Annotated in this window: 9 protein-coding genes; 3 read left to right on the top strand and 6 right to left on the bottom strand. The window is 66.1% G+C overall.

Annotated features, from left to right (window positions below; genetic code table 11):
• Positions 1–11 precede the first annotated feature (11 nt).
• Positions 12–404, bottom strand: coding sequence for a RidA family protein (locus tag QCE83_RS30860; RefSeq protein WP_309820059.1), 393 nt, complete (start codon positions 402–404; stop codon positions 12–14).
• 200 nt (positions 405–604) lie between these two features.
• Between QCE83_RS30860 and QCE83_RS30855 the strand changes: the two genes are divergently transcribed.
• Complete coding sequence (locus tag QCE83_RS30855; protein WP_309820056.1) at positions 605–1510, top strand: NAD-dependent epimerase/dehydratase family protein; 906 nt, start codon at positions 605–607, stop codon at positions 1508–1510.
• 75 nt (positions 1511–1585) lie between these two features.
• On the opposite strand, the gene QCE83_RS30850 is transcribed toward QCE83_RS30855, so the two are convergent.
• The 3 genes from QCE83_RS30850 to QCE83_RS30840 all read right to left on the bottom strand — a co-directional run bounded on the left by QCE83_RS30850 (position 1586) and on the right by QCE83_RS30840 (position 6942).
• Positions 1586–2695 (bottom strand): malate/lactate/ureidoglycolate dehydrogenase, encoded by a 1110-nt coding sequence (locus QCE83_RS30850; RefSeq protein ID WP_309820054.1) that lies wholly within the window; start codon positions 2693–2695, stop codon positions 1586–1588.
• 193 nt (positions 2696–2888) lie between these two features.
• Positions 2889–4358, bottom strand: coding sequence for a M20 family metallopeptidase (locus QCE83_RS30845; protein WP_309820052.1), 1470 nt, complete (start codon positions 4356–4358; stop codon positions 2889–2891).
• A gap of 130 nt (positions 4359–4488) precedes the next feature.
• Positions 4489–6942, bottom strand: a complete 2454-nt coding sequence (locus QCE83_RS30840) for a penicillin acylase family protein (RefSeq protein WP_309820050.1) — start codon at positions 6940–6942, stop codon at positions 4489–4491.
• 166 nt (positions 6943–7108) lie between these two features.
• On the opposite strand from QCE83_RS30840, the gene QCE83_RS30835 reads away from it, so the two are divergent.
• A complete protein-coding gene (locus tag QCE83_RS30835) occupies positions 7109–7288 on the top strand; it encodes an oxidoreductase-like domain-containing protein (RefSeq protein ID WP_309820049.1) in 180 nt (59 codons plus the stop codon).
• A 140-nt stretch (positions 7289–7428) separates the two neighbouring features.
• The gene (locus QCE83_RS30830) at positions 7429–7938 is read left to right on the top strand and encodes a DUF1993 domain-containing protein (RefSeq protein ID WP_309820048.1); all 510 of its coding nucleotides are present in this window, start codon (positions 7429–7431) and stop codon (positions 7936–7938) included.
• A 33-nt stretch (positions 7939–7971) separates the two neighbouring features.
• Here the strand turns inward: QCE83_RS30830 and QCE83_RS30825 are convergent, their stop codons facing one another.
• Positions 7972–9267 carry an AcvB/VirJ family lysyl-phosphatidylglycerol hydrolase gene (locus QCE83_RS30825; RefSeq protein ID WP_309820046.1) on the bottom strand — a complete coding sequence of 432 codons (1296 nt, stop codon included), beginning with the start codon at positions 9265–9267 and terminating at the stop codon, positions 7972–7974.
• Complete coding sequence (mprF, locus tag QCE83_RS30820; protein ID WP_309820044.1) at positions 9264–11858, bottom strand: bifunctional lysylphosphatidylglycerol flippase/synthetase MprF; 2595 nt, start codon at positions 11856–11858, stop codon at positions 9264–9266. The genes QCE83_RS30825 and mprF overlap by 4 nt, the downstream gene beginning before the upstream one ends.
• Positions 11859–12036 lie beyond the last annotated feature (178 nt).

The following is a 12036-nucleotide window of genomic DNA, read 5'->3' as shown; positions in this document are numbered from 1 at the left end:
GCCATGCGGCGCTAGTCGCGCTCGATCCACGCGCGCGCGGCTATCTCGATCAGATAGCCGTAGTGCAGCGCGTTCACCGGCACCACGGCGCGCGCCGGCTTCCACGCGCCGAAGTGGCGCGCGTAGATCTCGTTGAACGCCTTCCAGTGCTCGACACCGGCAAGGTACACCGTCACCTCGACGCAATCGCCGAGGCTCGCGCCCGCCGCCTCCAGCACGGTGCGCAGATTGGCAAGCGTCTGCTCGGCCTGCTCCTCGAACGGGCGATCGCCGGTATGCGTGCCGTCCGGACGCACGGGCAACTGGCCCGACACGCAAACGAGATTGCCCGCCCGCGTCGCGTGGCTGTAGTGGCCAGCAGGAATGGGCAGGCCAGGGGCGTTGATGAGTTCGATCGGTGGCATGGCTGTTGTGTCGAAAGACGTTGATGAGAAGGAAAGCACCGGCCCGCGCAAACCCATTACGGGGATCAAAGAGCACTCCAGGCGCTTCGGGATTCTTGATCTGCAGTCAAGTTTGATTTGAAACTATCACTGTTTTTGCGAAAGTCGAAGCGGTTCATACTCGCTTCATCGATTCTGAATCATCCAACTGGAGCAAGAACATGAACATTTTCATCACGGGTGCGGGCGGGTTCATTGGCGGTTCAATCGCCGCCGGGCTCGCGCGTGACGGACATCGCGTCCGCGGACTCATCCGTCGCGCCGAACAGGCCGGCGACCTGAAGCAACTCGGCATCGAGCCGGTCATCGGCAGCCTGGACGACGTCGCGCTGCTCGCCGCCGAAGCTCAAACCGCGGACGCCGTCATCAACGCCGCCAGCAGCGATCATCGCGGCGCGGTCGAAGCTTTGCTCGGCGCGCTCGAAGGCTCGAACAAGCCGTTCCTGCATACGAGCGGGTCGAGCATCGTCGGGGACGCGTCGGGCGGCGAGGCATCGGAGCGCATCTACACCGAAGACGATCTGCCCGAACCGACCGCCGACAAGGCGCCGCGCGTCGCCATCGACCGTCTCGTACTCGACGCCGCCAGCCGCGGCGTGCGCTCGGCGGTGCTGTGCAACACCCTGATCTACGGTCATGGCGTGGTGCCCGGCGCGTGCAGCGTACAGTTGCCGCGCCTGGAAAGACAAGCGCGGAAGAGCGGCGTCGTGCGTCATGTCGGCCACGGTTTAAATATCTGGTCGAACGTGCATATCGACGATGTCGTGGAAGCCTACCGGCTCGCGCTCCAGAAGTCGCCCGCCGGCACGTTTTATTTCGTCGAAAGCGGCGAAGCGCAGTTCCGCGACATGACCATGGCAATGGCGCGCGCGCTCGGACTGCGCGGACCGGAAGACTGGCCGCTGGAGGAAGCGATCAAGGAATGGGGCTATGAAATGGCCTCGTACGGCCTCGGCTCGAACAGCCGCGTGCGCAGTCAGCGCATCCGTGCAACGCTCGGCTGGCAGCCGGCGCGGACGTCCGTGATCGAGTGGATCGAAAACGAACTCGTCACCAAAGCGGCGTAAGCACGGACAACTTCAGCACCGCACCGCGCGGCAAACTGGCTTGACCAATTTGCCGCGCAGGCCGAAGACGTCGATTTATTTCAGCGCGCTCGAATAACGCTCGATATCCGCCTCAGGCATGCCGGATTTCTCCGCCGATTCACGAATCTGTTGCCACGTGGTCGGATCGACGGCAATGCCCTTCGCGCCATATTCCGCACGGCGCGCTTCTTCCACATCGCCCGGAGCCAGGATCTCATCCACGCCCTCGGCACGCGGCGACGCCTTCATCCAGGCAAGAAACGCTTCCGCTTCCTGCTGCGCGGCGGGTGCGTCGAACGCGTTCGGGTCGAGAATGACCGAGGTCATGCAGTTCATGATCGCGCTCGTCTTCTCCAGCGTGCTTTCATGCGTCGTATAGCCCCCCGACAGCGCTCCGCCGAAAATCTCGCACAACGCCGCGAGCCCCGAGCCCTTGTGCAGACCGAAGGCCGTCAGCGTACCGAACGGCTCCTCGTGCATGACCTTCGGCTCGATGGTCGGATGCCCTTCGTGATCGAGCAGCATGCCCGGCGCAACCTTCACGCCCTTGTTGTACGCGACGCGCGTCTTGCCGTACGCGATGCCGGCCGTCGCGAAGTCAAGCACCAGCGGCGGTTTGCCGTCGCGCGGATAAGCCGCGCAGAACGGATTCGTGCCGAAACGGCGGTCGATGCCGCCGAACGGCGCCACCAGCGGATCGCCCGCGACATTCACGAAATGGAAGGACACGAGACCGGCCTTCGCGCACTGTTCCGCCCAGTGACCGATCCGGCCGATGTGATGCGCGTTGCGCAGGCCGACCGCGCATACACCCAGTTTCTTCGCGCGCTCGATGCCATGTTCCATCGCCTCGTAGGCGACGACCTGGCCAAAGCCCTTGCGGCCGTCGATGCTCAGCACCGCGCCGGCATCGCGGACGATTTCGGCATGCGTGTTGAGTTGCAGTTGCCCTTCGCCGAGCGAAGCGACATAGCGCGGAATCATGCCGATGCCATGCGAATCGTGCCCCGACAGGTTCGACATCACGAGGTGGTCCGCGATCAGTTCGGCCTCGCGCGGCGCACTGCCCGCGTGCGTCCAGATGGCGCTGACATAGGCGTGCAGCGTGTCGGCGGCAATGCGCCGTTCCGGGGCGTTCGTGCTGGGCGTGGAAGATGCGTTCATTGCGAAACTTGTCTCCATGATGATGGGCTTGCGCGTCCAGCGTCGGGACGCGTGCGGGCCCATCACTTTACCGACGATCAACTGGCCTTACCAGTTTGAATTCGCAGTTTTCCGCGAACGGTCGAAAAAAAGCCCGGACAAGCCGGGTCTGAGTCAAACCTGCGTCAAACCTGCGTCCTGCAAAAACTTGCCGTCAAGGCGCCAGCGCAATCACCTCCGCCACCGACGCCGTCAGCTTCTTCGCGTAAGGCACATGAAGGAATTCGTTCGGCCCATGTGCGTTCGACTTCGGTCCGAGCACGCCGCACACCATGAACTGCGAGCGCGGGAAGCCTTCTTTCAGCGTGTTCATCAACGGAATCGTGCCGCCCTGCCCCATGAAGGCCACATCCGCGCCGAAGTGCCGCCGCGATGCCTCGCTCAGCGAACTGGCGAGCCAGGGTGCCAGGTCGGGCGCATTCCAGCCTGTCGCCGCTCCCGCTTCCGGCTTGAACGTCACCCGGGCGTTATAGGGCGGATCGAGTTCGAGCAAGGACTTCAGCTGCGCAACCGCCGTCGTGGCCTCGACGAGCGGCGGCAGGCGCAACGACAGCTTGAACGCCGTACGCGGCGCCAGCACGTTGCCGGCGTCGGCGAGCGCCGGCAGTCCGGCCGCGCCTGTTACGGTCAGCGAGGGACGCCAGGTGGAATTGAGCAACGCCTCGTGCGGGTCCGTAGTGGTCGGCAGGACACTGCCGCCGTCCTGACCGCAGCTCCACGGCAGTTTCTTCCAGACGTCGTCGCCCAGAATATTGGCGGTGACCGCGGCTTCGCGCTGCCGCAGCAACGGGATCTCGCAATGGAAATTCTTCGGCAGCAGGTCGCCGGTGCTCGCGTCCTCTAGGCGCTCGAGCAGCTGCCGCATGATGCGGAACGTCGACGGTGCAATGCCGCCGTAGCCGCCCGAATGAATGCCCTCGTCGAGCACCTGAACCTCGAGGTCGCCGCCGACCAGACCACGCAGCGACGTGGTCAGCCACAGCTGATCGTAGTTGCCCGCGCCCGAATCCAGGCAGATCACCAGACCGACCTCGCCGAGCCTGTCGCGCAACGCGTCGATGTAGGGCAGCAGGTCATAGCTGCCCGACTCTTCGCAAGTCTCGATGATGCCCACGCAGCGCGGCCGTTCCACGCCTTGTGCGTCCAGCGCCGCGAGCGCCGTGATGCTGGCGTAGGTGGCGTAGCCGTCGTCGGCGCCGCCGCGGCCATAGAGCTTGTCGTTCTCGAGCTTCGGTGTCCAAGGGCCGAGGTCGTTGCGCCAGCCTTCGAATTCCGGCTGCTTGTCGAGATGGCCGTACAGCACCACGGTTTCCGTGCTGCCCGAACGAGTCGCGGGCGCTTCGAAGAAGATCACCGGCGTGCGCCCGGTCAGGCGCACGATCTCCACCTTGAGGCCCTTGACCGGCTGCGTCTTCACCCAGTCCACCGCGTCCGTGACGACGCGCTCGATGAAGCCATGGCGCGCCCAGTCGTGATCGAACATCGGGCTTTTTGCGGGAATTGCGATGTAATCAGTCAGCGCCGGAACGATTTCGTCGTTCCACTTGCGTTCCACAAAATCGCGCAGCGCAGCGGAGTCCAGTTGCACCGCCTCGTCGTGTTGAATGCTGCCGCCGGTAGTCATGAGCGTGTGTCCATTGAAGCAAAAATCTCATGATAGACGGGATTCACGCCAGATTCGAATTGCGACTCATTGCTCATACAATTAGTTTGACTGCGCTCAATCGACTGGCAACTGCGTTCTTGCCACATCGTCACGGCGCAGCCGATACCACCTCGCGCGTCACGGCCGGATCGGCGTCAATTGCCTGCTCGGTGAATGGAAAGCGCGCCCAGCGTTTCGCCGCGAATGCGCGGGTCGCGTCGGCGGAGTGAGGCGAAGCCGGATCGTCCGATTCGGAGTGCGACAGCATCGTGTCCGCCTCCACGCTATCTCCGCCGTCTGCGCCGAACGTCACGACCTGGACATAGCTGTCGCCCTGCCCGTTCGGATCCATCGGATAGCCTTTCGCGTCCAGCGGCCGCCGCGCGCACACAACCGTGAAGTAGCCCGCCTCGTCACACCCGCCGTAGAGCGGCACGCGCGCGCCCTGGCGCGTGGTGTAGAGAATGTCGCCGCGCCGCGAATCCAGCGCGAAGCCGTTCAGCCTGAGCGCCAGCGCCGCGCCGCCCAGCGCCTGACGCAAGTCCTGCAGCACAGCCGGATTGTCGACGTTGAAGTCGGCCGGCGTCGCAAGCGGCTTGTCCGGATCGAAACCCGATGCGTAGAGCCGCTCGGGCGCGATGCGCGTGATGCGCATCCAGAACTCGTCCCACAGGTTGGCGCCGCGCGCGTCGATGTCCGCCGTCCCGTTCCACTGCCGCAGCACCTCGCAGGCGTCGTGCAGGTTGGAGAGCGCATCGTTGACGGTGCAGACGGCGTCGAGCAGCGGCTTGCGGAACAGCCGTTCGGACATCGAGTGAGTCTCGAGCACGGCCGTTTCCAGCGCATCGCGCGTCACCCCGCCGCGCTCGCGTTGCAGGCGCGCGGCGAGCAGATGGCCATAGCGCGTGCGCAGCGATTGCTCGACGCGCGTGGCCCCGGCGATGCGCGGATAGCCCGTCATCGGCGCGTTGGCATTGGTGAGCCAGTAGCTGTCGTTGAAGTTGCCGACATAGTCGCCGCGCACGGTGTTCGCCATCTGCCCGACGGCCAGCGCACCCGCTTGCGCGCTGGCCGGATCGACGCGCCACGCGCAGGCGCTCCTGGCGCCGTCGAGGAACGGCACGCCCGGCACGCGCCCCGCGAACGCACGGCCGGCGGGCGTCGTGCAGGTGTCCAGGAGATCGTCGGGGACATCGGGAATCGGGCCGATGTCCCCGAACCACACGCGCGCATCGCCGCGACCGATGGCAAACGTGTTGACCCACGGCATCCCGGCGTAGCGTTTCTGGATCGCGATGAAGTCGTTCAGCGAACGCGCCTGGTTCCACGCGAAGAAGTTCTGGAAGGCGCGCAGATTGTCGGCGTTGACGTCGGCGAGCGCGTAGGCGCGTTGCGCATTCCAGCCGAGACCCGCCGCCTGCGCCGACAGATCGACGACCGGACCATAGCGCGTCTTGTAGAGCGTACGGGCGACCGTCTCGTAGGATCCATCGGCGCGCCGCGCGCGCACCGTGAGCGGCACGGGCGTCATGGCCTCGCTCTGGCCGTCGACGAGATAGCGCGTCGGATCGGCCGGATCCAGCGCGAGCTGGAAAATGCCGAAGCGCCGCGCGCTCGACACCGTATGCGTCCATGCGACGTTCTCGTTGAAGCCGAGCACGATCAGCGGCACGCCGAGAAACGACACGCCCGCGACATTCACCTTGCCCGGAATGGTCAGCTGCGCCTGGTAGAAACGGTCCGGACCGCGCCAGAACCAGTGCGGATTGCCGAACAGGATGCTGCGTCCGTCGTGCGTCACCGGTGCGCCGAACGCAAGCGCATTGCTGCCGATGCCGGGCGTGTCGCCGATCGCAAACCGCAGCGTGTCCGCGGTCTGCTGCGGCGCGTCGAGTGAGCCGCGCGGCGCGGTGGCCGCGGTCGGCGGATGGGCCGTCGCGATCGGCGTGATGAAGCGTACCGAGCCGCCCGCCAGATTGGCCGCGATCAGACGCCGGTAGATATCGTCGGTGCTGATCTTCGTGAGCCACGGCTTGCCCCGGCATGCCGCATGCGCGCCCGGCGAACGGCCTGCATCGATTTCCGTGAGATAACGGTTGTAGCCGCTGGCGAAACCATCGATCAGACTGCGCAGGTCGGCCGGCTGCGCCGCGCGATAACGGTCGAGATTCGCCTGCTCGCCGATCAGCCTGAAGAAGAAGTCCGAGTCGATGTTGCGCGGCTGACCGAAGGTCGCGGGAGCGGAAGGACGGGCATCCGCGCCGAAGAAGGCAGAGCGCTCGCCCCGATAGGTGACGAAGGCATCGGCGAGCGTGCAGAGGTTATCCTCCGCCTGTGCATAGCCGAAACCGAAACCCAGACTGCCCCAGTCGGCGGCGCGGATGTGCGGAATACCGTCGCGAGTGCGGCGGATTTCGGCGCTCCAGGTGCTCGTGCTCTGTGTGCTCTGTGTGATCTGTGCAGAAGGCGGACCGGCATCGGAGGATGACGGAGGATAGGCGCAACCGGCCAGCAAAACGCTCGCGAGCACACCGGAGATGACGAGGCTGATGGTCTGATTCATCGCGCGAGTCCCTCGGTCCAGTCAGCGTGACACCATGAAGCCGTGACGATGGGCGAACCACCGCCCGCGCGCAGTATCGCATCGGGTGCGAAGCATGCACCGCCAAAGTCTAGCCGCTCGCGGTGGTATCGCGAACCGGTGCCGCCCCTGACCATTCACCCCGAAGATGACCGATTCCGACGATCCCCGCCCCACCCCGCCCGAATGCCCGCTGCCCGGCGATTGCTGCCAAAGCGGCTGCGACCCCTGCGTGTTCGATCTTTATGACGAAGCGTTGGCGCGCTATCGGACGGAACTGGCGGCGTGGGAAGCGCGTCATCGTCTGCAAGCAGCCCGGGACGATTGACGGACGGCTTTCACCCGGCGATCCGAGCAGTTCCGCGCGCACGGCGCTATGCTGGTGTCCCCCTGTCGGCCGGAGCCGGTTCCGGCTGCCTGGTAGCGGGTAAAAAGCAGGCAAAAACCACTCTCAAGGAGCAGCGCCCCATGTCTCTCACGATGTATCGCGCATCGATTCCCGTCTTCATCCGCGGCCTCGAAGTGTGCGCGGATCTGCTCGCCAAAGGCGCCGCCTTCGCGGACCAGAAAGGCCTCGCCCACGCCGATGTCCTCAACGCCCGGCTCGCGCCCGACATGCTGCCGCTCGTCGCCCAGATCCAGCGCGCCAGCGACACCGCCAAGCTGTCGGCGGCGCGCCTGTCAGGCGTCGAGGCGCCGCGTTTCGAGGACGACGAGGACAGCTTCGCGTCGCTGCAGGCGCGCATCGAGATGACGATTGCGTTTCTGAAGGGCATCGACAAGTCCACGCTCGTCGACAGCGAAGCGCGCACGGTCACGCTTAAGTTTCCGGACTTTTCGCCGTCGTTTTCCGGCGTCGATTATCTGCTCGGCTTCGGGCTGCCGAATTTCTATTTCCACGTCGTCACGACGCACGACATCCTGCGCCATCTCGGCGCGCCGATCGGCAAACGGGATTTCCTCGGCCCGCTCAAGTAAGACTCAAGGGCGACGCGGGACGAACCGTCCCGCTCACCCCTGCCGCGCCGCGATCTGCTTGCGCCAGCCGGCGAGAATCCGGCGCGCGAGCGCGTCGTAGTCGCCGCCGAAGTGGTGGTCGCCCGGCAGCTTCACCACTTCGATACCCGTCTTCGTCAGGTCCGGGCACAGCGTGTCTTCTTCCTTCTCGCCGTAGATGCATTGCACCATCGCCGGGGGCACCTTGTTCAGTTCCGGCCGCACCTTCAGCGCCTTGTCGCTCGCCGGCATGCCGAGCCAGCCCGTCACGCGGATCTGGAAATCGGCGGCGGGCGAGAAGCCCATCAGCGAGATGTACGACACCTGTTCGCGCACCGCGTCCGGCAGACGGTTGTAGGCGAACGGCATGACATCGGCGCCGAACGAATAGCCCAGCAGCGCCACGTGGCTCGTATGCCAGCGCGCGTTGTAGAAGCGGATCACGCGGGCGAGGTCGTTGGCCGTCTGTTGCGGCGTCTTCTCGCTCCAGAAGTAGCGCAGCGAATCGATGCCGATCACCGACACCCCGTCACGCTGCAACGCAAGCGCCATGGTCTTGTCGAGATCGCGCCAGCCGCCGTCGCCGGAAATCACGATGGCCAGCAGATCGGTCGGCTTGTCGGCGCGCAGTTCGATCAGCGGCAGATCCGAAACATCGCCCTCGGCCACCGGCTCGGCCTTCTTCAGGTGCGGCGCGGTCAGCGCGACCAGCGCGTCGGCCTTCGAGTGCCCCGGCTGCGGCGCCGTCGCGCGCTCCAGGAAGCCCGGCAAACCCTTGGCGTGGATGATGGTGGGGTCCGGCGGACACGGATCGAAACGGGCGTCGAGCTGGGCATCGGCGTTAAGCGACACTGCGCCCGCCACTGTGTTGTCCGGCGCCTGACGCAGCGAGCTCTCCGCGAGCGCCGCGCCCTGGCCCGTGCCGGCGAGAATCGGCGAATAGTAGTGGTTCGTCTGTACGGTGCGCTCGAGCTGATGGCTCATGTTTTCCGCATCGCCGACGAGGTTGTGACACTCCTTCTCGCTCTTGTCCGCCTTCACCTGCGCCGCGTATTTCAGCGTATCGACGCCGATCACCATTGCGCCTTTCGCGGCGAGGGCATCGGCGGCCTGCTGGTCGGACGGACTCCAGCCGCTCTTCTCCGAAAACAGCACGACGAAGCCGGTCATGTCGCCGGCGGGTTTCGTCAGCATCACCTGGCCGTAGCGGCCGCCGGGAATCGATTCGGCGGCATGGGCCGCGCCCAGCCAGGAAACAGCACACACGGCGGCGGCTACGAACGCCGCTGCCTTCTTGCAAAGGAATGTCATGAACGCCAGCCGCCCGCGAGAAGCGAGAGATCCGCCAAAGTGAAAAATACGCCGACCGAACCGGATGCCGCCAGATAACGCGGCTCCCAGCGCGGCTGGAACTTGCTCTTGAATCCGCGCAGGCCGCGGAAGTTATAGAAGCGTCCGCCGAAGCGCCAGACGAGGCCGGCGAAGCGGTGCCAGTGCGACGCGAGCGGCGTCGGCTCCATGCCCGACAACGGCGCGATGCCCAGCGACAGCGACTTGAAGCCCGTTTCCTTTAGATGCAGCGCGAGCTTCGTGAAGAGATACTCCATCGCGTACGACGACGCCGCTTCGACATGGCGCATCACGCCGACAGTCGCTTCGGTGTTCATGTCGGTGGTCATGAAGGTGACGAACGCCACCGGCACGCCCTGTTGCCGGACCAGCAGCACCGACTGCGCCGACAGATAGTCTTCCGTGAACGCCGCCACTGAGAAGCTCTTCTCGCGCGCGGAACGGCTGTCGAGCCAGTCGTCAGAGATGGCGCGCAGCATCGGCAGGCTGGCGACGATGCGGTCCGGCCCGATGACCTCGGTGTCGAAGCCATCGCGTTCGCCGCGCTTGAGCGCATAGCGCAGATGCGAGCGGTGCGATCCCTTCAGGTCGAAGTCGGCCAGGGCCACGTGCGCTTCCTCGCCGAGCTTCATCAGCGTCAGGCCGGCGTCGAGATACAGCGGCAAGGCGTCAGCGCGCACCTGATAGAACGCGGCGCGGCCGTTGTGCGCATGCGCCAGTTCCACGAACTTGCGGATCAGCTCCGCCCACTCGCGGCGCGGACCCACCGGATCATGCAAGGCGGCCCACGTGCGGCCGTGCTTGGCGTACATCAGGAAAGCTTCGCGCGACTCCGAAAACAGGAAACTCTTGTCGCCCATCATCGCGAGGCCGGCGTCGCTGCGCTCCTGCGCGCGGAAGATGCGCGCGGCATCGGCGAGATCCTGCGGCGCGGGCTTCACGAAACGGCCCGCCGCCGGACGCAGCAGTTGCCACACGGCGAACACCGTGCCGAACACGGCCGCGGCGAGCGTCGCGCGCAGCGCACGCGGAGCGCGCTCGTCGAACGCGAACTGCCACCAGAGATCGCCGCTGTACGGCACGTCGCGGAATGCAAAGAACATGATCCAGAAGGCGAACGCCATCACGACGCCGATCGAGATCAGCCAGGTCGCCGTGAAACGCTCGGCAAACAGCGACGAACGGCGGTTGAAGCGCTCGCGCGTTAGCACCAGCAGCACGATCAGGAACGCCAGCACGCCGACTTCGACGAACGCCAGGCCCTTCGCCAGCGACAGCGCCAGGTTGGCGACCGCCAGGCCCAGCGCGAGCCACCAGGCGGCATCGAGCCGGCGCAGCAGGCCGCGCGCGACGAACAGCAGCAGCACGCCGAGCACGGAGCCGAGCAGTTGCGAGCTTTCCAGCACCCACAGCGGCACGATGGTTCGCAGCAGCGCGATGCGCATCTTGAAGGCCGGCGTCGCGCCGGAGATGACGAGCATGGTGCCGGCCGCGAACGTGACGATCGACAGGAACACCGGCGCGAGCTGCGACACGTGATGCGGGCTCAGGAAGCCGAAGCGGCCTTTCAGCGCGCGGCCTTCGAAGGCGGCCATCACGCCGGCCGAGAGGATCAGCGGCAGGCCGAAATAGATGGCGCGATACGCGAGCAGCGCCGCGACCACGTCGGGCGTCTGCGCGCTGCCGCCGAGCGCGAAGACCATCGCTGCCTCGAACACGCCGACGCCGCCCGGCGTATGACCGATCATGCCGAGCAGCATCGCGGCCGAGAAGACCGTCATGAAGTCGATGAAGCCGACTTGCGGATTCGGCAGCAGCGCCCAGAGCGCGAGGCCCGCGCCGAAGACATCGACGACGGCCAGCGCCGCCTGCGCGACGAAATCGCGCCGCGCCGGCACGGTGAACGACAGCCACTTCCAGCGCGACTGCAGCGTGCGCGGCGCGCGGCCGCACAGCAGGACCATCGCAGCGAACACGGCCAGCAGCGCCGCGCCGGTCACGCGCAGTGCGGCGGGCGGCAGATGCAGCAGGCCCGAGAGCGTGTGCGCGTCGAACAGCATGCACGCCGCAGCCATGAAGGCCAGCGAGAGCGCCAGCGTGATGCTCGTGAACAGGGTGAGCCGGCCGACTTGCGCGGGCGTCACGCCGGAGGCGCCATAGACGCGGCAGCGCACCGCGCCGCCCGTCAGCGCGCCGAAGCCGGTGACGTTGCCGAGCGCCGAGCCGACCGTCGCGCCGACCCACAGCAGCGAGCGCGGCAGCGTCACGCCGATGTGCCGCAACCCGACCGCATCGCGCCCGACGAGTGCGGCGAAGGACAGCGCAGTGGCGAACAGCGCGGCGAGCCAGGCTTGCGGCGTCATCACGCGCAGCGAATGCACGACCGACTTGTAGTCGACCGCGCGCGAAAGATGCTGGAAGACGATCAGGAGCAGCACGCAGATCACGACCGTCAGGACGGGCGCGGCGAGCCGCTGAAGCTGGAAGCCGCCGGCCAAGGGGCCGGACGGGGCGATGGCGCGAAGCCGGGCGAGCAACTTTGTGCGGGACATGCGTTCTATCAGACTGGCTCACGATGCCGGCCGGCGAGGAATCGCCGGGGGCAACGGTACATCGGGGTTATCGGGCTCGCGCACCGTACGCGCCACACGCGCTCAAGAAACGCGCTTTCGGCTCGGGTCGCCCGCGCTCGCGCCATACAAATGGCTTCAGGGAATGAAACGCCTATAT

This window comes from Caballeronia sp. LZ034LL, assembly GCF_031451215.1.
In the GTDB taxonomy this organism is placed as follows: domain Bacteria; phylum Pseudomonadota; class Gammaproteobacteria; order Burkholderiales; family Burkholderiaceae; genus Caballeronia.
This window is presented reverse-complemented; position numbering and strand designations above follow the sequence as displayed.